A 24,109-nucleotide genomic window follows, 5' to 3' on the forward strand; every position below is an offset into this window, starting at 1 on the left:
TTCCCCCTTTATTTCCTAAATGGGGTATCGCCAGCATTTCGGAAAAAAACCACGCTAAGGATTATTTCTATAAAAAAGCCGTTATATTAAGAATAAAACGGCTCTTTTATACGTAAAGGACGTAAATTCATTTGTCCAGTTTCATGCAATCCTTCAAATTTGTATTCTCCAAGAAAATTGATATGTTCCCATCCTAACGGCCACACATAAGGCATTAAATCTTCTCTAAATTCCCCTCTTGCTTTTAATTCTTCTACAGCTTTTTCCATATATACTGTGTTCCACACACTTATTGCATTAATAATAATGTTTAGCGCACTAGCTCGTTGCAATTGATCTTGAAGAGCACGTTCTCTAAATTCTCCACGTTGTCCAAAAAACACAATCCTAGCTAATGCATTTATTGCTTCTCCTTTATTTAACCCTTTTTGAACACGTCTTCTTACTGCCTTATTAGATATGTAATCCAGTGTAAAGAGGGTTTTCTCTATTCGTCCCATTTCTCCAAGTGCTGTAGCCAGTTTATTTTGTCTTGCATACGATCCGATTTTCCCCATGATAAGGGCGCTAGATACTTTTCCTGTTTGAACTGAGTATGCCAGCCTTCTAATATCTTCATAATTTTCTTTTATTAATTTCAAATTAATTTTTCCCTTTAAAAGGGCTTGAACATTTGTATATTCCTCTGCGCCGGGTATGGAAAAAAGCTTAGTATCCGCCAAATCACGAATACGAGGAGCAAATCGAAATCCTAGCAGATGTGTTAAGGCGAATACTTGATCTGTATATCCTGCCGTATCTGTGTAATGTTCTTCAATTTTTAAATCTGTTTCATGATGAAGAAGCCCATCTAATACATGAAGAGCATCTCGTGCATTTGTAGTAATGACTTTAACATAGTAGGCAGATAGTTGATCACTTACAAATCGATAAATTGTTCCACCTTTTCCCGTTCCATGGTGTGGATTGGAATCTGCATGTAGAGAACGTACAGCAATGGATAGACGCATACCATCAGAGGAGGAAGTTGTCCCATCTCCCCAATAGGATGATAACTTCTGTTCCTTTTGGAAGTTCACGAGAATAGATTGAGCGCGAACCATTGCATCATCATACATTCTCCATTGCGCAGCATTTGCCATTTGTCTGTAGGAGATTCCAGGAGTAGCTTCCGCCATTTTTGTAAGACCTATATTTGTCCCCATTGCCATCAAAGTGGCTAATACAATATTCTGTTCATCTTGATCAGGAGATTGATTGGTAGAAGCATGGATAAACTGATTATGAAATCCAGTCCAACTTGCCACTTCTAATAGTAAATCTGTAAGTTTTATTCTGGGTAACATACTATGAAGAAGTTTACTAAATGCTTTTGCTTCTTCTGGAGTCCCTCTATCCAATCGCTCAACATGTAGTTTTCCTTGACTAATATCTACTCCTTCTAATTTCTCGTTATTTTCTGATAACCATTTTAAACGTTCATTTAATATGTTTATTCGGTCAGTTATATAATCTTCAGCTTTTAAAGGGGCTGTAAGACCATTTGGAATGTTTGAAACTTCGTTCCATTCATCATACGGTATAAGATAATCATCAAATGCTTTATGATGTCTACTGCCTGATACAAAGATATCTCCTGAACGAATATGATTTCTTAACTCTGTTAAAGCTGCCAATTCATAATAGTGCCGATTAATGTTTCCATCATCATCATATACATGTTTTTGCCAACGGTTAGACACAAAATGTAAGGGAGCGCCATGAGGCACTTTTCGTTTACCTGTTTCATTCAATTCATGAATCGTATCAAGTGCTTGTAAAACGGGTTCTCCAGATTTGGTCGCTCTAAAATGAAGACTGCGTAATAAAGTAGGTGCATATCGTCTAACATATGAATAACGAGTATCTAACAAATCTAAATAGTCATAATTTAAAGGCCTTGATAGTTGTTTTGCTTCTTCAACAGATTCGACCATCTCATTCCATGACATTACTTCATCTAGAGCTGCAAAAGCATCTTTACCAGTTTCTTTTGCCTCAATCAATGTCCCACATACGGTAATAAATTGTAAAATTTTCTCGTTTAATTTTTTTCCATTTGCTTGCTGTATTTCGTCTTGTTCCTTTTTCCCTTTTGTTTGAAGGTTCATCATGAGGCGATCATGAATTTCGATTGCATAATCTATGAGATCTTGTGTAATCTCCAATAAAAATGAAACTAACATACTATATCTTTTTACTTCATTGAATCGTCTAAAGGCATATGGTTCATATTTTGATCCTAATCTAGCGAGTTGGCGAAGGCGATTTGTATTAATTTTTGTGGTATCAATAGTAAGACCAATTTTTTGAACAAATTGTAGTCGATCTATTACTTTTAAAAATGATTCTGGTGAAGGTTGGGCAGGTACATCTTTTAACCATGCTAATGAAGATTTCCCATTTATAGTTGGTAAAAGTAACGCATCTAATTGATCTTTTTGTTCTTGGACCAAACCGTCATGTAGTATGCTATACACTTTCTGATCTGCTTGTTGCTTTGCTTCCCAGACGATATTTTCAATCACATACATAGCAGGAAGAATGACCTTCATTTTTCGCAATGTAGATATTGCTATTTCAATTAAATAGAGGGTATTACTGTTATCCATTGCTTGTTGTACTAAAAATTGTAATAAAGTTTCTTTATATTCAGAAGAGAAATTCTGATATCCATATTCTGCTCGAATTTCACCAAGATGTTCCCATAGAGTATTCTCACGTTTGGCATATACTAAAAATTCTTCAGGTGGAATCTGTAACTGACTCGCAACATAATCCACTACAAATTGTGGAATATCTTTATATTCTGTTAAAGACCAGCCAGGATAACGGATTAATGCGAGCTGAAGAGCGAACCCTAAACGATTGTATCCTCTACGGTGTTTTAATATTAAATGTAAGTCATGTTTAGAAAAAGTATGAAATGTTACTAAATCCCATTCTGTTAAACGTGATAAATCCATTAACTCATTTCGTTGTGCCTCTGACAGTAATTGTTTAACTCCCATTGTTTTCCCTTTGCTCCTTTATAAGAGTTCCATTTTATTTTTTAACTGCAGTTGGTTTGGATTTGTGTAAAGTAATGTTGTATGGATGTTAGAATGCCCAGCTTGATTTGCAACCTCGTGAATGCTAAATCCTTTTTCAATTGCATTCGTACAGAAGAAGTGTCGTAACTGGTGCGGGGTAATAACATCGCTATATGATTTAAAGATACGATTGACGACCGTACGGTCGAGCTTTTCGCGCTTTTTACTAATAAAAAGATAAGGAGATTCATGTGCTGTACTGTATGTTTTTCGATCGATGAGATAATCTTTGATAGCACGAAGTACCTTACTATTTAGTAATACAATTCGTTGTTTATCTCCTTTTCCACTTCGAATAATACATTCCCCAGTCTGTAAATTGAAGTCATTCATTTTGATAGATAATGCCTCTGAAATACGTACCCCTGTGTATGTCAGGAGAGTGACAATTGCATAATTACGTTTGTTATTATCCTCTAGCACACTTTGCAAAAATTTTTTTACATCCAATTCAACAATTTGGGTTGGGGAAGCATACGCAGTTTGAATTTTTATCATGTCTGTTTTTAAAATTACCTGATCTTGTTGACTGCCTTTCTGTATTAGAAATTCATTAAATTTAGCAAGGCTACTAATCTTGTGATTGATGGTCTTGGCGTTCAACATTTTGACATTCTTTAAATAACTAATGTACTCTAAGATATTTTGTCGGTACAATTTCATTAATTTTCTGTCATATGAACCTTCAAACCATGTTATGTATTGTCTAATACCTAATGTGTATCCCTTAACAGTGTTCTCACTTTTCTTCTCCTGTTTAAGATAAGAAGAAAACTGTTTTGCAACATCCATGTATTTTCCTCCCTTCTATAAATTGTGTTGCATACACAAATGTTTATTTAATAGTAAATTGTGTTGCGTAAAACTCGTAGATTCATAGTTATTATAACACCCAATACAACACAATTAATATTGTGTTGTATTATTTTTGTGCAAAAAAAAGACACTGCCTGTGTCTAGGACTAAGGATATATTTTCTGATTTTGCAACCAGGGTTTTCTTAGCGTGGTTTTTTTCCGAAATGCTGGCGGTACCCCTAAATGAACATGCTAAAATATTTTTGAAGGCATCTTATTTCTTGTGCCCTTCACCAATACGATCACTCATCACACTTCCCCTTTCTGTTGCTTTATAGCAATGGAAAGGGCTATTTTTTTTGGAAAGCGGCTTTTACTTTCTTGCATAGCATTTTGAAGTAATTTCAACTTTGTTTCTTTGCAAAGAACTCTCCATACAGATACACCGATTTTCATTTTCTTGCCTCCCTTTTATACTTCTTCTCCACACTCATGACAAACTGTTATAGATTCATCTGTTCCCTGGATTTCGATTGTTTGATTATCTCCATGCTTACAAGAATTCTCTTTGTCTTCTATCTGTTTTTTCATGTAAATTACAACTTCTTCAATGCAGTAATAACATAGTCTTCCTAACGCAAATCCTTCCGCGGCAATTTTTCCACACGCTCTACATTTGTAATCTTCCATGTGATTGCTCCTTTCTCTCTTAAAGGACTAATTCACTAAGCTGACAGCAATCAACGCACTAATTAAAACTAAGCCAATAAATTGCATGGTACTTTTTAATGATTGGATCAATGCTTTCTCTCCTTTCTAGAAGGATGATTTTAAAAATAGGCGTTCTTCCATATGGCCTCCCTCTAAAATCCGTATAGGATACCCGAAAATAAATAGGTGAAAAGCATCATAAAAATGGAGGTTGCAAAGAAACCATAAAACCAAATCTGATCGGAAACATTTTCTTCAATACCAAAATAACGATTTAAGTTTTTGTAATTTTCTGAAATGTATAAGTAAAATTTTTTGAGGAATTTAAATTTAAGGTGAGGTTGTGTTAAAATAGGCTCACCAGACGTAATTTTAATAAGGATTTGTTTCATAGCCATTCTTCCTTTCTTAAATTATGATTCTGTATTAGAGAAAGATGTTTTTTGAGCTGGCAGGCTAGGGAACATCTTTCTTTTTAAATATTAGTTTTTTCGTTCTCCAAACCAATTTATCATTGCTTCAGAAGTAATAATCCATTCTTTTCTCTTTCCATTCGGCTTAATAAAGCATTTGATTAATCCCTGTTGAATCATAACTTCTCTTTCTTGATCCGCTTTTTTAGAAATTCCCTCTTGTAACTTGTTCCTTAAAGTTGAATCTGGTATCTTCCAATAGAATGCGGCTTCACTAGGTGTCATGTAGTTATCAATTGCTTTCATAAATATTTTCCCTCCACAATACTTTTGCTATAATATTTGTAGAAGGATTGAAGGGAATTCCTAGGTTCCCCATGATAAATCCTAATATCATTCCGAAGCCATTTATCACATTGATAATGGCTTATTTTATTTTGTATCCTCCTTCTTTAAGTTTTTCTATACTTTGATTATAGGACTTATAAGTCCTATAATCAACTGTTTTTCATTTTTTTCTTTCGAATTTTTTCGACAAATAAAAAAGCCCTATCAAGATAGGACCTTTTTCCCTTCTAATATTTCGTTTGAAATTCCTGTAATGAAATTTATAAAATAATCTGGTTCTAATTCAGAAGTATCCCAGTCTATTTGTTCTCTTTCAACTGAATTTTGTTCATCTGGATAAACACGCCATATATTCTGTTTCACTTTTGAATTTATCCATAAATCATCGTAGTTACTCATTAAAGAATCAAATACAAAATGAACTTTTCGCTTTCTAAAGTCTTTTTTAGAAAAGACCCCATAATTCACTAATAGTACATAGGGGACATATTTTAGTGTTAATCCCTTATAAGCCCATATATTTCTTTCATCTGCTTTTTCTATCATTTCTTTAAACTCTTTTTTATATAAAAATGCTTGATTTCCTTTTTGATTGCCTTTCATAATCTCTTTGCATTTTTGATAAATTGGCCATAAATTAGCAACTACTTCTCTTTTGATCCTCTTTGCATTTTCTTCATCTTTTTCTGTAGGGTGAAGATGTTCATACTTTTTACGTCCATCTTTTATAGTAGGACAATTAGAATGCTTATAATGCGCGAAATGATCTTGTCTATTTGGTGTAGCGTCAGCTCTTACATAAACAGGCGTATTGCATACTTCACATGATGCGTCTTGATCTGGATATTTTACTTTCCATTTAGACACGTGAATTTCTTCATTTGTTTCTGGATCAATAACATAATATCCCATGTTACTTCCCCCTTTTTTATTATATTTACCTTTATTTTACCATTTATTTTTCTTTATTTTCAAAAAAAATAAAGAGCTATGTATATACATGGCTCTTTATTAGTTAATCACAGCTGGAACTTCCAGCATCACTAGAAGTATCGCTACAATTACTTGATGAATTATCATGATGTGAATGGAATGTAGATGTAGATGTAGTTACAACAGGTGATATATAGTCTGAATTATCAGCTGTATAAGTAGAAGATTTTGCGGATTTCTTACGTTGTTTGCTTTTAAATGGTGTTGAATCATTGTAATAAACTTCATGATATCCATTTTCAAACGCGTCTTTTCGTAATTCCCTAAGTTGAGCCTTTTTACTTTCCTGTCTTTCCTCGATTTGTTGAGCCTTCTTTTCTAAAAAACAATATAAAAGTCTTATAAAGCGCCATACCAGGAACATAACTATAATGAAAATACAAGACAGTTTTATAATTGTCATAACTCTATCCCCTTTATTTCACAACGATTTTCACTTTTGCACCGTCTGGTAATTTCTCCACTTTATTCCCAATGTACGAACCAGCGCCACGATTATCAGCTGGTTTTATATGCCTAATATCAGCACCTTTTCCGCCTTCTTGACACATGGCCATAGGGTATTCATCCCGATCATATCCTTTTTTCGTTGGAACATTTGCTAATGACTGTTTTCTCCTTTCAGCGGCTCCATCCCGATCAATTGTACAAATATCTGTCTTACCATTTGCAATCGCATCTTTAATATGTGCCGCGGTTTCTGGATACTTATTTGACGGAAATTCTATAACTTGTGCAATATCTTGTGATCCACTTGTTTGTTTTGCAGGATTTGAATTTTGAATCGCTGAACATCCTGTAAATAACAACCCTACCGTTAAAAAACTACTTATAATCCCTTTGAATTTCATTGTACTCCCCCTTTTTATTCCTTGTTTATCAAGTTCCCGCGTTCCTCTTGTTCTATTTTTCTCTCTAGATAACGTAGACCTACTTTAAGTGAAATCCAAAACATTCCAAATAATAATGCTACAATGATAATATTTTTGAATTTTCCAAACATCAATTCTAAAGCAAGTTTTGGATTTGAAACTGCTAAAACATTCATAGTTGCAATGTCTGCAATTGCATATGCAATCATGAAAATAAATGCACTAAATATAATTAACAGCAATAAACCATTCACAACCCTACGCATGAATATCATCATTCCTTTTCAATTTTTGTTGTTCAAAAATTACGAATTCAACATGCGAATAAACCCTATATTTTCAACATACTCAAAACCCCGTTGTTTCAAGTCATGTTCAATCTCATTCCTATTTTCTTTACCCTCAATTTCAGATATCAATTCAAACTCACACACTGGTATAAATTCCTTTTGTTCTTTGAACATGGAATTAAGTATTTCTAACTCTATTTTTGAAAAATCACTTTTATTTAGTAATTTATCGTTAAGTTTTGATGTTAACAATTTATGAAATTCTAATTGTTCATTACTTACTCTAGGCATTCTTACATTCTCTTTCAGCATCCATGTTAAAGCGTCTTCCATACCTTCAAATTTTTCAATCAGAAAATTAATTTCGCTCTCTGATAATTTTTTAGTATCTTCAATAGGAAATGTCGGTTTGGATACAGGCTTAAATATTTTATTAAAAAATTTCATTTCTACACCTCTTTCATGCTCTTAGTCTCATAAGATATATTGCCTCTTCAAATCCAATTTTGTCTTAAATAGAATTAAATAGCTCTGTCACAAAATAAGTGATTACCACCGATAAAGGTAATAAAAATACAGAAAGAACAACAAGTAATCCCGATTTTTCATTTTCTAAATAAAAATCTTTTATTGTCGTATAGGTAGCAAAAGTCAGCAAGATGTACACGAGAAAACTCAATAATATGATTTCACCCATAAATCTGTTCACTTCCTTTTAAAATCCTTCAATTTTAAAAATAACGCTTTACCTAAATTTCACTAAGAGCAAAATCATAAAATACATCTGCAACATTTTCCACAAGATGATAAGAAACACGCTTCTCTAATGCTTTCATTAACATAGGCTTTTCATCTTTAAAATCAATCGTATAATCCATCAAAAAGCTCCAATTCCATGATGGAATTGCAATCAAGCAACAATTTTTCATCTCATGTTCGCAAAAATATACCGTTGGTGATCCACATTTTTTTAATGCTTCAAACTCGACACACTTCATCCGTACTCCCTCCATTCTTTATTACTTAGTTTACAAATACCGTCTTATAACTTTTCTCTTTCCGTCCTCCATGCGTATTCCCACATTTCGGACAATAAGGACCATCATTTTTCTTTTTACAATCTCTTACGTCCCCTCGTGGTAACGGAAAAACAAATTGACACATCTCACAAGTGAATTTTTTCTTTGGCAAAGCATTTAGCAAAAAATTAATAACTACATCCATCACAAACAATATCCTCCTTTTCGTTCTTACAACGTAAAGTCTTCCATTGTCTTTCGAATCTCATCAGCTTCTACACCGATATATTGTAACGTTTGCCCTTGTGTCGCATGACCAAATAATTTCATTAAATAATAGACGTCTTTCTTCCTCTGGTAATAGTGATATCCAAACGTTTTTCTCATACTATGTGTTCCCCATTGTTCTGAATCAACACCGCAAGCCTCAGCCGCCTTATGCAAGAAAGTATGAGCCATTTGTCTTGTAATGGGTTTATCCCCTTGCCGACTTGGAAAAAGCCAATCAGAATCAGCACGATTGCTTGTGTATTTCGCAATTTCTTGTTGTAAGACTGAATTGAAATACACTTCTACCGTTGTATCTGTTTTTTCCATTTTAATTTTCATGACATCTTTTCCACGAACATCCTTTACACGTAATCGTAAAATGTCACTGATACGTAAACCTGTATTAATTCCAAAGTAAAATAAAAAGTAATTTCGATATGAGGAATTTTGTAATAACCAATCTTTCATTTGTTCAATTTTTTCTAATGAACGAATCGGCTCTTTTGCTCCAGGTTTTCGTCCTCCTTTCGCCATAAAACACGACCTCCTAATTCAATGCTGTTACCTATAATATGTAAAACTTACTTTAACTATAACTTTATTTTGTTAAACTGACAATCTTTTTCTTTTCATTTTATAGCGAAAAAAACCAGTAATACCATAGAAAAACGCATGATATCACTGGTTCTTATGAGTTTAACATTTTGTATCTTTTGTAAAACTCATTTTCTTTTTATGCTTTAATGAACAGAAATTACAAAGGGCCTGTTAGTAAAAGTGTACCTGTTAGCAGTAATACATACTGAATGGAAAAATCCATTTCAAATTTTTTACGAAAAACTAAAATTTAGTCTAGCTTCTCTTATATTAGAGGCAAGAACACTACACAGTTTGTTTTTCGCTAAGAGGCAACATGAAAAACTAAGCTATTTTTAAAGCAAAGGAGGGAAACGCAAATGAAGATCAAATTTGAAATTGATATTGATAGGGACACATTGTTAACGATTATTACACTTATAGGTTCATGTTTTTAGTAAATCTTAAATTTATCAAGTATACTTTTAGGTGAAGAGTAACTGTAGGTCAACGGAGATAAAGCACTTGTTTAAGTGCTTTTCTTTTCTTTCCTTATTATTATGATGGAGGATTTACAATGAAAGAACATGAAAAACAAAAATCATATTATATAAGAGAATACACATTACGAGATAAAAGCACAAAATCCATTAGGGTTGAAGCCTGGCGCTCTTTTAAAGAGGAAATGAGGGTGCTTGGTATTACGGACAATGACATTTTTCAAATTCAGCTGATTAAAAAGCATCTGTGAAATTGCAAATCCTTTTGTAAATGTTATAATATAAGTACAAATAAAAGAATATTTTCAGTCTATAACTTATACAATAAAAAAGAGAGCAACATGCTACCAACATGCGCTCTCCTTTAGATAACTGCTACCGTCAAGGTGGTGGCTATCAATTAACGTTTACGAGAACCACTCTTTTTCTTTTGCTTGCGACGGCGATAAGAAAGGGTGGTTTTTCGTTTATCTAAAAATTTCTTTTTAAATACATGAGCTGTTACTTCACGAAGTACAGCTTTAATAATTTCTTTTAGAAATTCAAGAAAAACTTCCATAGCTAGTTCACCCCCCTTCTTTTCCAAATGGAAAAAAAGAGGATAGCCCCGCCACCCTAACTTCACAATTACCTTTTTACATTATAGCATATTTAATAATTTAATTTTTAAGCATAATTCATCTTCAATTTATTATGTTATCTTATTTATTTTCCTCATAACGAGATAAAATTAGAATAGAATACTTATAATATATGTGTGACATTTTTTTGGACACTTTTTTCGTCACGTATAGGTAATGCATTTTTGTGACATTTTTTCGGACACTTTTTTCGTCACGTATAGGTAATAAATTTTTATGATATTTTATTGAGACAAAAAGTGTGACACATAACTATTGTATATTTGTCACACCTGTGATAACATAAAAACAGTTGTACTTTACAACACTTTATTTTTACTGTAGTTTCAGCTAAAGATTCAACATTAATTTTATTGCAAAATAAAACCCCTTCCTCAGCCAAGGAAGGAGTTATAAAGTACAAAAGGTCAGCCAACCTTATGCACTTTGTTGTTCATTACTCGAAATACTACTAGTCTTTTGGAAATAGTCAGCCAACTTACCCAAAAGAAAAATGCACAATTGACACAATAATAAAAACAGTTGAATCATTGATATAGCAGGCATACCCAGATAGACATACAAGCTTAACGGTATTGCTATTATTATAGCTAATAGCAATGCTAAGATTTGGAATTTAGCATTTTTCCAGATTAAAAAAGGAGTAATGCGAATCCCAGCATTGAAAATTGGACATAATGAAAGATATACATTAAACAGCAATCCAGGAATTACTGTTTTTATAAGAAATGCAATTATTGTTATTAACACGATTAATTTTCCTTTCTTTTTTCAATTTTTGTGTAAACTAATTTTACTTATAATTAAATGAATTAGTATTTTGCACATCCTTTCTATGTTTGGATTATCTATATAAAACGGGAGCCACCCGTGAATTTTATAACAGCGCAAAAAAAGCCCATCATGTAGGCTTTATTTTTTTGCCACAAATTGGTTGTTTTTTAGATATGTATACTTATTCTAGCGAATTATATCACACAATCGGGATAAAAACAACTATTTTAATAGATTTCTTTCAAAAAAATCTAAGTTTCCGAACTCATCTATATTATTATGATTTAATCAATTAAATATATATACTTTCTTTACTACAGATTCTAAAACATATATTCACAATAAAAGGGAGAGCCTTGTTTATTACAAGGCTCTCCCTTTTATTTTAATCCAACTCTATACCGACTATCCTCTGAAACACATAAACTTGCCGCGTTAACTTTTATACTACATTTTCCTAATCGTCGCTTTACTTCCGACTGTAATTTTTCATTTGCTTCCTCTAAAGAACTTGCTGGAATAATCGTAGATTGTGAGTCTGTTACTTTGCCACTATACATCACTGAAAAATTCAATTCATATTGATGTATCAAGATTTCTCCACTCCCTTTTTCTTAAAGTTCCTCACAGATCATTCTTATTTGTCGCTTGCTCTTGCAGTTTTTGAAGATGGGTACGCATTTGCGGTACATACCAGCTTTTTCTTAATCGGACGATCGCAATTCCTACAATTAAAATCAAAAAGGCTTGTAGGAAAATATCTTGTGTTTCCCATAACGTGCACAAATACAGAAGGCTTCCCGAACAAAAATAATACATGGCCAATAATAGGTTTATATTTGCGATTATCATTTGTTTCTTTACAATAGCGGCTATTCCTGCCAAAACAAGTGTACAAACTCCTATACTTAGCAAAATATATGCAATGACCTTAAAAAAAATCATCCTCACACCCCTTTTTCTCTAAAAACTCATTTGAACCACTTAGAAGACCGAATAAAAGACGTAATCTTATTCAATACCAAATGTATTAATAACTAATTTAAAATTAATTACAGACGAATTTGAAGCGTCATTTTTTCTGAAAGGGAAACTTTTTATGTTGAAAATCATATATGCATTGTTTTCCAACACATCCAATTGAAAATCCTGTAAAAAATGTTGCACCAACAATTTTTAATCCCCATTGCCACATGTTTTCTTGTAAAAAATGATGCGAAACATACAGACATACCCCTGTGCAAATAATGATCCAAATTCCATATTCATCATATTTTCTTTGTTCTAACTTTTGCTCATGGAACGGATATACCTGGATAAATAAAAAGGCTATCAGCAAAACTGACAGCCCAATTCCTAATACGATCATCCTTTATCGCCCCATTTCCACTTAATTAAACCCCTTCATAGCGCTTCTGCAATAATTGCTGTATACGTGCCGCATACATTCTAAAATAAGGAATGTTTTGTGTGGCAACTTTCCCAAAATCCATTTGCATTAATGTTTCTTCTAACAATTTGAACTCAAATTCTAAAAATTTATCATGCTGTTTCTGAATCGAATGCGGGATATTATGCAAGGCATCCGCAATTTCTCGTACATATGTCACACTGTATTCGTCTTCGTTTGAATAGGAAAATACATTTCGAATTAATACAAACGTTTCTTGCAATATTTCATATCCGATGTGATGCAATACATTTTGATTTATCAACTCCCCTCATTCCTTTCCCTATGGTCCTTCAATTCCTGTATTGATTTGGAACTCATAATTTTCTACAAACCATTTCTCACCTTCTAATAGTAAATTTAATTTCATGGTGTGTTTTTCTTGTTGTTCTGTTCCATCAACCGTTACAAGATAATCATATTTAACCGTTACATCCGCTTTATTATCAGCGGTTTTGATGTAGTACATATCTGTTATCTTTGCCTTCGTTTGGATATGCATAGAGCCATCATCTTCTATATGGTTATGTGCATCATCTGGCGCGTTTAACAATTTGTTTCGTGCTTCTCCTGTTATCATTTCTTTGATCTTCTCAAATCCTGGCTTTTCTTTTTGCTTGTTATCATTCTGTATTAACAACTCTACAAACTGTTTTGCTACTTCTTGCCCTTTATCTTGGGTATTTTCTGCTAAAACTGTCACGCGCTTTTCCAATGCTCGATTCTCTGTTTTTAGCTCTTTTACTTGTTCCGTCCATTTCTTTTCCGTTTGCTCGACTTTATGCTGTAAAGTGCGATTTTGATTCCATAACCATACACTGATACCCACCAGTACAAGTATTACTAAACCAACGATTCCCTGTTTCATCCCTATTCCTCCCTTTCTTTCCGCTTATTTCGGCAAATATGGTGCTGGGTCGACTTGCCCAAATTTAAAGGCTGTTTTAATTTCAAAATGCAAATGTGGCCCTGTTACTTGCCCTGTTCTTCCGCAAACGCCTACCTGTTGACCGACTCCAATGTTTTGCCCTTTCTGTACTGTAATGGATGACATATGACCATATAGACTCCAATATCCATTTCCATGATTGATGACAACTACGTTGCCATAGCCCCCGAAGCCGCTTCCGCCTGCGCCAAATTCCGCCAACTCTACAACGCCACCTTTCGACGCGGCAATTGCGGTGACACCGTCCTGGCAAGAATAATCGATACCTTTATGAATTGTGCCCCAGCGCGGTCCAAATGGGCTTGTAATCGTTGTTTGAGCGATAGGACGAATAAATCCTTGTGAGCTTGCTGATCCAGTATCTACAACGCCGCCTGGCTTTCCCGCTTCACAATTGAAAGTAAGGCCGCCCATTTGCGCCACAAATTTTTTTACTAATACTGGCCATAAACCATTTGTGCCATGCGGATCATTTGCGGCTCCTGGCGGTGCATATTTTGCTCCAATTGCTTCTATGGTTGTAATCCCCATACCGATATAGTTTTTATATAAGTTTCGCGCCATTGCGTTGATTCCTTCATCCAAAGTGGCAAACTTCATAAACCCTTTCATTTGTGAACTGCTAGGGTCCATGAGGCCCCCAGGGTTATTGTAGTTTTTTACTGCGTTAGAAGTACCGTTACCCGTTTCCAATCTTGCAATAGCCGCTAGTAAAACGGGATCAATTTGGTTTTGTGTTCCTGCATTTAAAAAGGCTTGTGCTTTCCCTGTAAAAACGCCGCCCAGGTGGGGTTGTAGTTCTTCTGGTGCCACTGTTTTTCCACCTGGCCGACAAACCGTCATTCCATTACTTGGGATGGTTGCTGGCGCTTCCTCTTCTTTTTTGCCAATGCCTTGCCCCAAAACAATAAATAAAAGAAATCCAATACAGACGAACAATCCTATTGTGAAAGTAGAACTCCCAAAAAGAAATGTCAGTAACCAGGATTTCTTTTTCTTCTTCTTTTTTTGTTCTTGCGCAATATCTTCTTGTATCGTTTTGTCTACGACTTCTTTTATTTCTGGTCTCATATCATCCCTCCCCCTTTGCAACATGTATCAAGATTGATTGAAATACTTTCGAACAATCAGCCCATATATAAGGGCTAAAAGAATGGGTATAATCGCAAAAACATGAAATAGTAGCGTTAAAACAGTAGATTGCTGGTCTTGTATAAATTGTAGTAATCCAAAATGACCGATTCCTACAAACCAAATGAAAAAGGCTAGTTTCGCTCTATCATCTATACGACAACGTAACTCACTATGGATAATTTGAAGAGTTAGAAGAATGAGTGTATACCAGATAAGTAATCCTAAACCAATCCATCCTAATAAATCTGTCGCCCATTCTCTTTGTATGAAAAGAATAATTATGTTCATCCATCCTAAACACCCAATGCAAAGAAAAATACTGATATTCACCATTTTCATACAAGTTAATCCCCAGTGTTTCATAGATACATCGCTCCTTTTTGCGTAAAAAAATAGTAAAGTCCTAAAAGACTAGGACTCTACTCATCTTTTTTTGGTGGCTCCAAATCATCTAAATTATCTAAGTTTTGCGGATCAGTAGAAGGCATCCAGTTTTCACTTCCCGCGGCTACAGCTCCATATTGTATATCTGGCGTATCGATTGTTTCTGCTTTTTCTTGAATTGGCTCATTTTTGCTTACTTCTTTCTCATTTACTGGTGTCAAATCAGAAGAAATAGGTTCCGTTGGGATAAATGAGTCAGATGAATTTGTATTTTGTACAGTTGACTCGACATCTATATCAGGTTTTTTTGCAACAATCTCCCCCGCTTCATTCACTTCTGCAGGAATAGCATCTGGAATATCTGCACTTGTTCTTTCTGGTGTATGAGGTACAATGACACCTTCCTCATTTACATCTGCACGAATTGTATCTGGTATTAAAGGTTCATTTGCCTCTGTTTCAATTGGCGTTGAAATTTCTTGTTGTGGAATATTTGTTGAAGTTTCCTGTTCTGGTTGTATTTCTTCTCTTGAAATATCCATCGGAATTTCTTCTGTTGGTATGTCTTGTTGTGGGATATCGGATGGGATTTCTTCATATGCTTCATGATCTGGTGACACTTCCTCTAATGGAAGTTCTTGTGTTGGTACTTCTGTTTGGATTTTTTCATATGCCTCCATATCGCTTGAAACTTCTTCTAGTGGTATTTCTTGTTCTGGTACCTCTGTTTGGATTTCTTCATATGCTTCTATATCAGTTGGAACCTCTTCTAATGGCACCTCTTGTTCTGGTACTTCTGGTTGAATTTCTTCATATCCCTCTATATCAGCTGGCATTTCTTCTCCTGTTGGAATTTCCTCATCCTCTAAAGATACAAGTTCTGGTTGAACGTCCATTTCTGATTCTTCTACCTCTGTTCCTTCTTGTTGTTCTTCCATTTCTTGTTCTAATGCTTCTTTATCTAAGCTGATAAGGTCCTGTTGCATTGGCGCCTCTTCCTCACCTGGTGTCGTTTGTTCTTTCCCTTCCTCTTCTTGCTGTGGTAAATTCCCCTCTTTATCTCGATCTTGCAAGGAAATAAGCTTTCCTTTCTTTTTATTCTCTTCTTTTTCTTGTTCCGTTTGATTATTTGGTAAATCTTTCGGTATATCGGCTTGTATTAATGGATTGGCTTTTGTCTTTTCATCATCTGTTCCTGCATTTTCTATTTGACTACCTGCCGCCGCCAATTCAGCCGCGTTGTTAAAATGCGCCCCCATTTTGTCTCCAATATAAGACATTGTATTGCCAGCATATTCTTTCCCTTTATCTACAACATTTTCAGTCATAAGAGTTATATCTGTGACCGTTTTATATACACCTTTCACTCGCTTAAAGGCCGCCGCAATATTATCTCTAAACAGATAGCACAGAACAAAAACAAGAATTTGGAAAATCATTGTAGACACATATCCTGCCACGCCCGCTTCTGGTAACACATATAATAGCTCTGCTATTGTAAAGATGATAACAAGCATAACTGACATAAAGATTTTTAATGCCAAAGGGCGAATCCATTGTGAAGCCCAGCTTTCAATGACTCTACGATGTCCTGGCAATAGAGCCACCGCCATGACGATTGGTGAGATAATACTCATGACAAGGAACCATAATTGGAATGCTACAATCAGTAAACAAAACGCGATTACTGGAACACCTGCGAATGTATTCACAACATAATACATGACTGTAAATACAAGGCGCTCTCCTACAGAAGAAATCACCATCATTTGATTTCCGTCTTTAACTTCCTTTTTTATCTTTTCATCTCTATCTTTTCCAAGAGGCGTTGCTAATAGTTCATCTACTCGTTTAGCACCTAATTTTTCTTTTGAATCCTCCCCATACTGTAGAAACAAATATGGTCGTTCAACTAACAAATCCCAAATCTGCTTTTTTACTGAAAAGATTGCATCCGCTTTGGAACGTCCTGGATCACCTGCAACCGTTCCTGTTGCTTTTGCTAATACCGTTACACTAATTTCAGAACTAATCGTATTTGCACTCTTTAAAATCGCACCTGCATTTCCAATGTACGTAACAATAAAAGCAATAACCAAAACTGTTTTTACTAACTCACTTAAACCTTTTGAGGGCTGGCGCTTAATAAAGAAAATATAGCCCGCATAACAAGCCGATAACACACAAGCAATGCCGATAATTGCTGGGAATAGTCCAGAAGATGAAAAACCACCTTTTCCAATACCAGCGATATTTTGCATAGCCGCACCTAATTTATCCGCTACAGTATCTACAATATCCAGGTTCAACGCTTGATCGACTAAAAAAATAGTTAATTGGCCGAGAATCACATTTAACTGAAAGGCCATATTCGCAAACCATTGACAAGTTGTATACAACATCCTTTGTAAATCTTTGCCTACACTATCATCACCAAATAAGTACCCACCAACTTTTTGAAATACATTTTTTTCATCTTCCTTTGGCTGGTACGTATCAATCTCATAATATTTATCTTTGTAAATCCCATCTGTGTACCCACTAAATAGATTTTCAGAAATTCGCGCCCCTTTTTGTTCCTGTTTTTCTTCTGTTTTTGTATCTTCCGCTAGGGCCACATGAGGCCCTAACGGTAGTAAAAAGAATACAAGAATCATACAAATAGAGAAAAGTTTTTTCATTCCTTTTGCCCCCATTTATGGACATGTATAGGTTTTACACTCCCAACTATGTCCTTGATATTATGTTCCCAATTCCAAGTCCAGCTATAATTTTTCCATTTCCCATCTTTTTCATCTTTCACCATTTTTAACTCTATATTTACTGTCCCATCCTTTACAGGATCATAGAATTTTACTGCGTAATAGAGTTCATTTTTTCCTTCCTCTAAATCATATCTATATAAATCGTATCTACTTCCCATATCCTTACTAGCTCCTGGATGACGTACACTTCTATCCTCATCCTTTAATGGTTCATAAACTAACGTTGCTAACTTTCCGTAGTCCACTTCAATTTCAGCTTTAACATAATCCATAACCGCTTTATCTGCTTCTTTTATATCTCTTTCTTTCTGGCTCTCTTGTTGATTTGCATTGCTTTTCGTTTCATTTGAGCAACCTGCAACCCCCGTTACCACTAACATTCCTGCTACACATAATCCAGATAACATACGTAATTTTTTCATCGTTCCATCCTCCATATACAGATAATTTAGAATACTCTTATCTGTATTGTAATACGAATTACGCCAATTGTTGTGCGCGTTCTTCGTCTGTTTTCGTAGAGGAATCAAATGCAGTCTTTAATTCTTGGAAAACAGGATCAATTTCTACAACCGCGGTTCGGCCAAAAATGTAGGGTAAGTACCCAGCGCCTTGCCATGTTTCCATGGTAGGTTTCCATGAACTCCCCTCCGAACCGTACGTACCCCTCTCAGGGTATACGGCTCTCCACTTGTTAATCTAGTTTACCAGCATGTAAATCTTGATGACATTTCTTACACAAAACCATTGTTTTTCTCTTCCTAGCGATCATTTTTACTTCCCATTTACTCTTTCCTTTTAAATCTTTTAACTTTCGCACATGATGTACTTCGACAGATTTACCTTCCTCCTTGCACCACTCACATTGATTGGCAAGAAGTCTTTGGGTTAATTCTGTCCGACACGTGTACATTGTTTTATTGGGAAGTGTATCAATTTGCGGTTGTTTCATTGGTCTCAATTCTCTAGGAAATCCTTCATTATAGAGCGCTCTGTATTTCGTACCTTCTTTTGTCTCGTAAGAGACCATAAATATTTTGTTGCGGCTATATTTTTTGATTATTTTTCGCATCGTTTTTTTATATTTAGCTGCAAACGTTTTGTAAAGACTATATTTCATAAAATACATAAACTTATATAATACGCTCACATTATTTGCTAGTTTGTAATAATTATAGAGACCTCTTATTTCCGCATTATAGATACTTATTATTTCTATATCGCTAAGTTGTAGAAGGTATGGTCTGTGTACTGGTTTCCAAACTCCATTTTTATCAATTTTCAAAACACCGAGTTCCTTTATTTTTCCTACCCAAACTTCTTTCGGTATATACAGTTTACATTTATGACTGTGATGCCTTTTCTTAATTCCTAAATTATTTTTTGTAATGGACTCATCTTTACACATCGTAAGTTTATATCCTAAAAATGTCGCAAATTTACTAGCATGAGTAATTAATGTTTTTTCATTCGATAGCTCAAGTTTGAGTTCTTTTTGAAGAAAATTTGATAGCTCCAACTTAATTTCTTCTGCATCTGCTTTCGAACCACTCACACCTAAGATAAAATCATCCGCATACCGACAGTATGTGAGACGTTTAAAATCTTCATCAAGGGGATCTGCACAAGGTATTTGTCTCATTTGTTTTTGAAGTTCTTTGATTGCATGTAAGAGCTCCATTCGTTCTGGGGATTTTACTGGATACAGTTCCATCTTTTTTCGAAGTCTATATACCCTGCTGTCTAAGATTTTGTACTCTCGATTCGTCTTTCTTCGTGTTCCCTTGTTAAAATTTTGGATATATTGTTCTACGTATCGGTCTAGTTCATGTAGATATATATTGGATAAAATCGGACTTATAATGCCTCCTTGGGGAGTACCACTATACGTCTTATAAAATTGCCATTCTTCCATGTAACCTGCACGTAGGAACTTCCAAATAAGACGGATAAATTTTTCATCTTGTATCCTTTTTCTCAGAAGTATGACAAGGGTATGATGATGAATATTGTCAAAGAAAGAACAAATATCCCCTTCAATGAACCATCTTGTTCCACCAAATGTACTCTTAATTTGCTGAAGAGCCGTATGGCAGCTTCTCTTAGGTCTGAAACCATGCGATAGGTTTGAAAAAATCCCTTCGTAAATTGCTTCTAATATCATCCTTACGATTTCTTGTATGAGTTTATCTTCGAAAGATGGTATCCCTAAGGGTCTCATCTTCCCATTTGCTTTGGGAATATACACTCTTCTTACTGGTTTGGGTTGGTATTTTTCTGATTTTAAGAGTTCAATCAAGTTTTCTATTTTTTCCATACTCATGCCATCTATAGTGGAATCATCGATTCCTTTCGTCATATTTCCTTCTTTTGAAGCTAAACGTGCATAAGCAAGTAGAAAAAATTCTTTGTTATAAAGGTTTCGATATAATCTTTCGTACTTAAAATTGATAGTATTGGACTTTTGGACTAGACTGTTTAATACAAACTCTGGATTTCTCATAGAGCCTCTCGCTCCTTCCTGGATTCTATTAAACGAAACAAGCTAACCCCCTTCGCCGTGTACTAGGCTTTCCCTAGCTCTGACTACTACGGGGTTTCCGTTACCATATTGGATTTTTAGACACGAAACTGTCATAGCCTATTAAGGCACTCCAACTTAGGTAATCCCCATTTAGTGCTTATAGAGACAGACTTGTTATGATGTCGGATGTGACGTTCGCCTGTTTTCTTCCTTATTGGAAGCGCTCAGTTCGGAGGTACTTCAAATTAAGACCAAGACATTATCTTAATTCCCTATCATCTGTATCTCTGTACAGATGTTGAACTGCATAACGTATATAGTTACCATTCCGTTATAGGTCTGTTTATCCCAGCCAGACTGTCATTCAAGCAGTATAGCCTTCATCCTTATTCATAACCTTTCATCTTGCCATTCAGTAGTGACATGGTAACTAGTCAACTTATGGCTTTTCCAGCATGCTATGCTCCTCTTCAGGTTTCCCCTCCGAATAAGCTGGCTGATGATGGGTGTGTTTTATTTGTACCTTTCACCCACTGTTTGGTCATTACAGATTCTCTACAAGCCCGTATGGGCGCACATCCTGGAACAAGGCTTCGCCGCGTCGTAACTGGCGTAACATTAAGATATTTTCTTCTGTGACCGGTAAGTTATAGTAACGCAACATTTCTTCCGCTTCCTTATCATATTTCAGCGCAAAACAGAACTTCATACCCACATTGGCAACCTCTTTATTTTCAGATTGATAATCGGATGCGTTTTGTGTTCCTAAATACAATCCGATATTGTGATAACGTCCTTCTCGAATGATTTTGTCAGAAGACGCCGCACCCTCTTTATTTTTCAAAATACTTGATGCCTCATCTTGTAGGTATACTTTGAAAATACTACGGTCGGAATGCATTAAGGATTTACCAAATGCCGCTAATGCAATTAAGATACTACGAGATAATTTGTCTGTAACACTTTCATTCTTTTCCTCTGATTTCGGAATGCGTAAATGTTGAATTTGTAATACTTGTAATGGGCGTTCTAGGCTTAATACGCGGTAATCTTGACCTGGTCTACCAAACAATAAATCTCCTAGCTGGATGCCTTCTAAGGTTGCTAAACGATTTGTAAGAGCGTTTAACCGTTCTAATTCAGTTGGCAATAAGTTAGGTTCTTTTTTCATTTCCTCTAGCTCTTTACGAACCAAAGTTAAACATGCATCTTCTTTTTCCGCCACTCGTTCAATCGCTTTATATAAATAGTCATATCTGATATCCTCTAAACCTACATCCGATAGGAACGTCAAAATTTCAAGTGCTAAACTCTTCGCATCTTCTATCGTTGCACTTATTCGGAATGGGTCTAAACAGCCCGCATCCTCTTTATTCTTCCCAAGTGTCCATACTTGCAAGGTATCCTCATTGAACCCTGGCAATAATTCGGGCCATCGTGTGCGGTCCCCTTTTGGATCGATGATAAATGCCCTTCCGCCACTCATAACAATCCAGAAAGCGAGTAAGTTCATTAAGAACGATTTCCCTTTCCCTGTTTGCCCCGCAAACATAACCGATAAACTTTCAAACGCTGTCACAATGTTATCTAATGCTTTCGCCGCTAGTTCGGGACGAATAAAAACAGGACGATTTAATTTCTTTGTCTTTCCAATGTAAAACCCTTGATTGTCACCAATTTGTGTTGTGGCCCCGAACATTCCTTGTGCAAGTACACCTGGCTCCACAAACAATTTGAAATCCGTATTATAACGCTTAGAACCTGGCAAGAACTCGTAAAAGTATGCTAACTGTTCTCCATATGGATTGACCAATTCAATTTTCATTTTGCGATATTCTGTAATCAGCGTATTAACGCGTGATTTTAATGTTTTCGCATCTTCGGCATATACGCAAAACAGTACACTTAGTTCATATCCAGGTGCGCCCGTTGTTTCAAATCGATCTTTTACAATTTTGACGCCTCTTGCTTTACGATCAATTGTTAAATCTGTTGTGCGGCCGCCTACCATTGCTTGTTGACGTTGATCGTTTAATTCCAGTTCACTATTTGAAAGCTTTTGTGTAACCATCTGATTTTCTAAGTGATACGCTCGGATACTCATTTCAACAGGAAACTTTAACGAATGAGATTGAATGCGATATATCCACTCTCCACCAGGAAAGGCCGATATTTCGGGCATATCTTTCGCCGCAAGAAAAGCAACATGAGAGGTTTCGATTTCTCCTTCTTCATTTTGTCTTTCGAGTATAAGAGAACGCCCTGGGCTTTCATCAATCACCGTATCCGTTAAGTGCACCATTTCTTGTAAATCTGGCCGACGTACTTTTACCGCCTTTCCTTCTTCATTTTTCAAGGTAACTGTAGAACCTACTTTCCAGTTTTGATCCCGATTCAGTTCTTTCATGCCACGTTTGAAGTTATGATGGAATAAAAAGCGCGTTGTTGACGGTTTCGCACGTCTTGTATTATGAAAGGCTCCTCTAACCTGGCTAAATAACACGTCTTCTACTTCTAAATAATTTTCAATTTCCTCTTCTAAAATATCTGTCACATTCATACCCGATATGTTTTGGGCTGTCTCTGCAAATCCTTCTCTAACCTTCTTCATAAACTTCCATGTTTCTACGACAGGGTTACGAATTTGTCTTTCTTTCTGTTCCATATTCAGTTGTACTAAAACGAAAAAGCGATATTCCATGTTCTCTTTCGCAATGGCCGCATTTCGTAAGTATTCTTTTACCTTTTTAAAAAGAAAGCGTCCTGTTGGGGCCATTGGCCCTTTTAAAGTGGAAATATGTTCATCCAGAATTTCATCTGAATTTGTTGTACGAGGAATCACAAGTAAGTGGATATCATATTCTTGATGGGTAAATAGAGCGAGTTGATTGCGATAATATACTTTTTTTGTGCTTTCATCTTGATGATCGTATTCGAATCCGTCTACTTCATATACTGCGGATACTTTTCCGTCTGTACTAAACGCTAAATTCTTTTCAACGTGCTTTAATGGTGATCTGTTCATCGTTTTCAACATCTTTCATTTCCTCCTTTTGGGGTAAAAATGTTAGGTTATAAGCGTGTATGTCTTTCTCTTCTTCTTGGCTAGATGAATGTACGATTGGTATATCTTTAACGTCATATTGCACACACACATGACCACGAATCACATGTTTTTTTAATTTCGGCAAGGTCACTAATCGGCTACTTTGATGTTTACGTAAACGAAATGTGACCCAGGACCGAACAAAAGAGAAAAGTGATTTCCCATCTGTTTTATATTTATCCGCGCCCCATACGAGGAAAAGAGGAATCACACCATAATACATGAGCCAAACTTGATCGATCATATCCCCAAATATCCATTTAAAGGGAGGAAGGAAGCGGAAGGCTACAAGCCCCGCTTCTACCGCCGCAAAATAACCAAGTGCCCTCCATGTAACCGCACGCGGAAGACGATACCCCATAATTTCGTACTGTCTTCGCATATAGTTCATGTAGCTTCCAAAACAATAAACAATGATAGAATTTGATCCTTTTTCCTTCATGTAGCTCCCTTCCTTTCCAT

At 35.4% G+C, this 24,109-nt stretch carries 28 protein-coding genes and 2 pseudogenes; 1 reads left to right on the top strand and 29 read right to left on the bottom strand.

The features are described from left to right. Positions 1-86: 86 nt before the first annotated feature. The 14 genes from PSR14_RS30545 to PSR14_RS30610 all read right to left on the bottom strand — a co-directional run bounded on the left by PSR14_RS30545 (position 87) and on the right by PSR14_RS30610 (position 9,378). The gene (locus PSR14_RS30545; protein ID WP_392355582.1) at positions 87-3,050 is read right to left on the bottom strand and encodes a Tn3 family transposase; all 2,964 of its coding nucleotides are present in this window, start codon (positions 3,048-3,050) and stop codon (positions 87-89) included. A gap of 18 nt (positions 3,051-3,068) precedes the next feature. Continuing rightward, positions 3,069-3,923, bottom strand: a complete 855-nt coding sequence (tnpI, locus tag PSR14_RS30550) for a TnP I resolvase (RefSeq protein WP_392355583.1) — start codon at positions 3,921-3,923, stop codon at positions 3,069-3,071. 314 nt (positions 3,924-4,237) lie between these two features. Beyond that, positions 4,238-4,384, bottom strand: coding sequence for a hypothetical protein (locus tag PSR14_RS30555; RefSeq protein WP_000690448.1), 147 nt, complete (start codon positions 4,382-4,384; stop codon positions 4,238-4,240). Between the two features lie 15 nt (positions 4,385-4,399). Beyond that, complete coding sequence (locus PSR14_RS30560; protein ID WP_000390512.1) at positions 4,400-4,618, bottom strand: hypothetical protein; 219 nt, start codon at positions 4,616-4,618, stop codon at positions 4,400-4,402. Between the two features lie 173 nt (positions 4,619-4,791). Next, positions 4,792-5,031: a DUF3961 domain-containing protein gene (locus PSR14_RS30565; protein ID WP_000809620.1), complete on the bottom strand. Its 240-nt coding sequence runs from the start codon at positions 5,029-5,031 to the stop codon at positions 4,792-4,794. A 90-nt stretch (positions 5,032-5,121) separates the two neighbouring features. Further along, positions 5,122-5,358, bottom strand: a complete 237-nt coding sequence (locus PSR14_RS30570; protein WP_000643706.1) for a hypothetical protein — start codon at positions 5,356-5,358, stop codon at positions 5,122-5,124. Positions 5,359-5,604: 246 nt separating this feature from the next. Continuing rightward, complete coding sequence (locus PSR14_RS30575; RefSeq protein ID WP_000542725.1) at positions 5,605-6,312, bottom strand: hypothetical protein; 708 nt, start codon at positions 6,310-6,312, stop codon at positions 5,605-5,607. A 103-nt stretch (positions 6,313-6,415) separates the two neighbouring features. Next, a complete protein-coding gene (locus PSR14_RS30580) occupies positions 6,416-6,796 on the bottom strand; it encodes a hypothetical protein (RefSeq protein WP_000152545.1) in 381 nt (126 codons plus the stop codon). 13 nt (positions 6,797-6,809) lie between these two features. After that, entirely contained in the window at positions 6,810-7,244 is a 435-nt protein-coding gene (locus PSR14_RS30585) for a NucA/NucB deoxyribonuclease domain-containing protein (RefSeq protein WP_095022300.1), read from the bottom strand. A gap of 14 nt (positions 7,245-7,258) precedes the next feature. Next, positions 7,259-7,531 (bottom strand): hypothetical protein, encoded by a 273-nt coding sequence (locus PSR14_RS30590; protein WP_001255354.1) that lies wholly within the window; start codon positions 7,529-7,531, stop codon positions 7,259-7,261. Positions 7,532-7,570: 39 nt separating this feature from the next. Further along, a complete protein-coding gene (locus PSR14_RS30595) occupies positions 7,571-8,002 on the bottom strand; it encodes a hypothetical protein (RefSeq protein WP_000667933.1) in 432 nt (143 codons plus the stop codon). A 302-nt stretch (positions 8,003-8,304) separates the two neighbouring features. After that, positions 8,305-8,553 carry a YueH family protein gene (locus tag PSR14_RS30600; protein ID WP_000650386.1) on the bottom strand — a complete coding sequence of 83 codons (249 nt, stop codon included), beginning with the start codon at positions 8,551-8,553 and terminating at the stop codon, positions 8,305-8,307. Positions 8,554-8,578: 25 nt separating this feature from the next. Continuing rightward, complete coding sequence (locus PSR14_RS30605) at positions 8,579-8,779, bottom strand: hypothetical protein (protein WP_229171839.1); 201 nt, start codon at positions 8,777-8,779, stop codon at positions 8,579-8,581. 26 nt (positions 8,780-8,805) lie between these two features. Next, positions 8,806-9,378 carry a tyrosine-type recombinase/integrase gene (locus tag PSR14_RS30610; RefSeq protein WP_001051788.1) on the bottom strand — a complete coding sequence of 191 codons (573 nt, stop codon included), beginning with the start codon at positions 9,376-9,378 and terminating at the stop codon, positions 8,806-8,808. A 619-nt stretch (positions 9,379-9,997) separates the two neighbouring features. Between PSR14_RS30610 and PSR14_RS30615 the strand changes: the two genes are divergently transcribed. After that, positions 9,998-10,171 carry a hypothetical protein gene (locus PSR14_RS30615; RefSeq protein WP_392355756.1) on the top strand — a complete coding sequence of 58 codons (174 nt, stop codon included), beginning with the start codon at positions 9,998-10,000 and terminating at the stop codon, positions 10,169-10,171. A gap of 149 nt (positions 10,172-10,320) precedes the next feature. Here the strand turns inward: PSR14_RS30615 and PSR14_RS30620 are convergent, their stop codons facing one another. The 15 genes and pseudogenes from PSR14_RS30620 to PSR14_RS30690 form a co-directional block, all read right to left on the bottom strand. Continuing rightward, positions 10,321-10,479 carry a hypothetical protein gene (locus PSR14_RS30620; protein WP_192957641.1) on the bottom strand — a complete coding sequence of 53 codons (159 nt, stop codon included), beginning with the start codon at positions 10,477-10,479 and terminating at the stop codon, positions 10,321-10,323. A 499-nt stretch (positions 10,480-10,978) separates the two neighbouring features. Further along, positions 10,979-11,311, bottom strand: coding sequence for a hypothetical protein (locus PSR14_RS30625; protein ID WP_392355757.1), 333 nt, complete (start codon positions 11,309-11,311; stop codon positions 10,979-10,981). 404 nt (positions 11,312-11,715) lie between these two features. Continuing rightward, on the bottom strand, positions 11,716-11,928 hold the full coding sequence (locus PSR14_RS30630; RefSeq protein WP_392355758.1) for a hypothetical protein: 213 nt from the start codon (positions 11,926-11,928) through the stop codon (positions 11,716-11,718). A 31-nt stretch (positions 11,929-11,959) separates the two neighbouring features. Next, positions 11,960-12,280 (bottom strand): hypothetical protein, encoded by a 321-nt coding sequence (locus PSR14_RS30635; protein ID WP_392355759.1) that lies wholly within the window; start codon positions 12,278-12,280, stop codon positions 11,960-11,962. Between the two features lie 127 nt (positions 12,281-12,407). Beyond that, a complete protein-coding gene (locus tag PSR14_RS30640) occupies positions 12,408-12,704 on the bottom strand; it encodes a hypothetical protein (RefSeq protein WP_086391941.1) in 297 nt (98 codons plus the stop codon). A 25-nt stretch (positions 12,705-12,729) separates the two neighbouring features. Further along, complete coding sequence (locus tag PSR14_RS30645) at positions 12,730-13,050, bottom strand: hypothetical protein (RefSeq protein WP_392355760.1); 321 nt, start codon at positions 13,048-13,050, stop codon at positions 12,730-12,732. Between the two features lie 18 nt (positions 13,051-13,068). Beyond that, entirely contained in the window at positions 13,069-13,653 is a 585-nt protein-coding gene (locus PSR14_RS30650; RefSeq protein ID WP_392355761.1) for a hypothetical protein, read from the bottom strand. A gap of 24 nt (positions 13,654-13,677) precedes the next feature. After that, positions 13,678-14,805, bottom strand: coding sequence for a peptidoglycan DD-metalloendopeptidase family protein (locus tag PSR14_RS30655; protein ID WP_237968675.1), 1,128 nt, complete (start codon positions 14,803-14,805; stop codon positions 13,678-13,680). Positions 14,806-14,832: 27 nt separating this feature from the next. Next, positions 14,833-15,231 carry a hypothetical protein gene (locus PSR14_RS30660; protein WP_000683504.1) on the bottom strand — a complete coding sequence of 133 codons (399 nt, stop codon included), beginning with the start codon at positions 15,229-15,231 and terminating at the stop codon, positions 14,833-14,835. 56 nt (positions 15,232-15,287) lie between these two features. Beyond that, a complete protein-coding gene (locus PSR14_RS30665; RefSeq protein ID WP_392355773.1) occupies positions 15,288-17,933 on the bottom strand; it encodes a CD3337/EF1877 family mobilome membrane protein in 2,646 nt (881 codons plus the stop codon). Continuing rightward, complete coding sequence (locus PSR14_RS30670) at positions 17,930-18,454, bottom strand: hypothetical protein (RefSeq protein WP_392355762.1); 525 nt, start codon at positions 18,452-18,454, stop codon at positions 17,930-17,932. Before PSR14_RS30670 ends, PSR14_RS30665 begins: the two co-directional genes overlap by 4 nt. Before the next feature lie 43 nt (positions 18,455-18,497). Then, positions 18,498-18,611: pseudogene (locus PSR14_RS30675) on the bottom strand (DNA segregation ATPase); the annotation flags it as partial. A 100-nt stretch (positions 18,612-18,711) separates the two neighbouring features. Next, a complete protein-coding gene (locus PSR14_RS30680) occupies positions 18,712-20,520 on the bottom strand; it encodes a reverse transcriptase/maturase family protein (RefSeq protein ID WP_086387314.1) in 1,809 nt (602 codons plus the stop codon). A 595-nt stretch (positions 20,521-21,115) separates the two neighbouring features. Beyond that, positions 21,116-23,578 (bottom strand): annotated as a pseudogene (locus tag PSR14_RS30685) (ATP-binding protein); the annotation flags it as partial. After that, positions 23,538-24,089 (bottom strand): TcpE family conjugal transfer membrane protein, encoded by a 552-nt coding sequence (locus tag PSR14_RS30690; RefSeq protein WP_392355763.1) that lies wholly within the window; start codon positions 24,087-24,089, stop codon positions 23,538-23,540. The pseudogene PSR14_RS30685 and the gene PSR14_RS30690, both read right to left, overlap by 41 nt. Between the last annotated feature and the right edge of the window lie 20 nt (positions 24,090-24,109).

This window comes from Bacillus sp. A01H (genome assembly GCF_045277205.1).
Lineage (GTDB): Bacteria > Bacillota > Bacilli > Bacillales > Bacillaceae_G > Bacillus_A > Bacillus_A paranthracis.

What these genes read in the sequence shown, in the direction of transcription:
- PSR14_RS30565 (WP_000809620.1), bottom strand. Translation starts at nt 5,031, where the DNA reads ATGAAACAAATCCTTATTAAAATTACGTCTGGTGAGCCTATTTTAACA.
- PSR14_RS30590 (WP_001255354.1), bottom strand. Translation starts at nt 7,531, where the DNA reads ATGCGTAGGGTTGTGAATGGTTTATTGCTGTTAATTATATTTAGTGCA.
- PSR14_RS30605 (WP_229171839.1), bottom strand. Translation starts at nt 8,779, where the DNA reads ATGGATGTAGTTATTAATTTTTTGCTAAATGCTTTGCCAAAGAAAAAA.
- PSR14_RS30690 (WP_392355763.1), bottom strand. Translation starts at nt 24,089, where the DNA reads ATGAAGGAAAAAGGATCAAATTCTATCATTGTTTATTGTTTTGGAAGC.
- PSR14_RS30555 (WP_000690448.1), bottom strand. Translation starts at nt 4,384, where the DNA reads ATGAAAATCGGTGTATCTGTATGGAGAGTTCTTTGCAAAGAAACAAAG.
- PSR14_RS30600 (WP_000650386.1), bottom strand. Translation starts at nt 8,553, where the DNA reads ATGAAGTGTGTCGAGTTTGAAGCATTAAAAAAATGTGGATCACCAACG.
- PSR14_RS30655 (WP_237968675.1), bottom strand. Translation starts at nt 14,805, where the DNA reads ATGAGACCAGAAATAAAAGAAGTCGTAGACAAAACGATACAAGAAGAT.
- PSR14_RS30620 (WP_192957641.1), bottom strand. Translation starts at nt 10,479, where the DNA reads ATGGAAGTTTTTCTTGAATTTCTAAAAGAAATTATTAAAGCTGTACTT.
- PSR14_RS30680 (WP_086387314.1), bottom strand. Translation starts at nt 20,520, where the DNA reads ATGAGAAATCCAGAGTTTGTATTAAACAGTCTAGTCCAAAAGTCCAAT.
- PSR14_RS30570 (WP_000643706.1), bottom strand. Translation starts at nt 5,358, where the DNA reads ATGAAAGCAATTGATAACTACATGACACCTAGTGAAGCCGCATTCTAT.
- PSR14_RS30665 (WP_392355773.1), bottom strand. Translation starts at nt 17,933, where the DNA reads ATGAAAAAACTTTTCTCTATTTGTATGATTCTTGTATTCTTTTTACTA.
- PSR14_RS30670 (WP_392355762.1), bottom strand. Translation starts at nt 18,454, where the DNA reads ATGGAGGATGGAACGATGAAAAAATTACGTATGTTATCTGGATTATGT.
- tnpI (WP_392355583.1), bottom strand. Translation starts at nt 3,923, where the DNA reads ATGGATGTTGCAAAACAGTTTTCTTCTTATCTTAAACAGGAGAAGAAA.
- PSR14_RS30615 (WP_392355756.1), top strand. Translation starts at nt 9,998, where the DNA reads ATGAAAGAACATGAAAAACAAAAATCATATTATATAAGAGAATACACA.
- PSR14_RS30640 (WP_086391941.1), bottom strand. Translation starts at nt 12,704, where the DNA reads ATGATCGTATTAGGAATTGGGCTGTCAGTTTTGCTGATAGCCTTTTTA.
- PSR14_RS30660 (WP_000683504.1), bottom strand. Translation starts at nt 15,231, where the DNA reads ATGAAACACTGGGGATTAACTTGTATGAAAATGGTGAATATCAGTATT.
- PSR14_RS30545 (WP_392355582.1), bottom strand. Translation starts at nt 3,050, where the DNA reads ATGGGAGTTAAACAATTACTGTCAGAGGCACAACGAAATGAGTTAATG.
- PSR14_RS30595 (WP_000667933.1), bottom strand. Translation starts at nt 8,002, where the DNA reads ATGAAATTTTTTAATAAAATATTTAAGCCTGTATCCAAACCGACATTT.
- PSR14_RS30580 (WP_000152545.1), bottom strand. Translation starts at nt 6,796, where the DNA reads ATGACAATTATAAAACTGTCTTGTATTTTCATTATAGTTATGTTCCTG.
- PSR14_RS30585 (WP_095022300.1), bottom strand. Translation starts at nt 7,244, where the DNA reads ATGAAATTCAAAGGGATTATAAGTAGTTTTTTAACGGTAGGGTTGTTA.
- PSR14_RS30610 (WP_001051788.1), bottom strand. Translation starts at nt 9,378, where the DNA reads ATGGCGAAAGGAGGACGAAAACCTGGAGCAAAAGAGCCGATTCGTTCA.
- PSR14_RS30560 (WP_000390512.1), bottom strand. Translation starts at nt 4,618, where the DNA reads ATGGAAGATTACAAATGTAGAGCGTGTGGAAAAATTGCCGCGGAAGGA.
- PSR14_RS30575 (WP_000542725.1), bottom strand. Translation starts at nt 6,312, where the DNA reads ATGGGATATTATGTTATTGATCCAGAAACAAATGAAGAAATTCACGTG.
- PSR14_RS30635 (WP_392355759.1), bottom strand. Translation starts at nt 12,280, where the DNA reads ATGATTTTTTTTAAGGTCATTGCATATATTTTGCTAAGTATAGGAGTT.
- PSR14_RS30650 (WP_392355761.1), bottom strand. Translation starts at nt 13,653, where the DNA reads ATGAAACAGGGAATCGTTGGTTTAGTAATACTTGTACTGGTGGGTATC.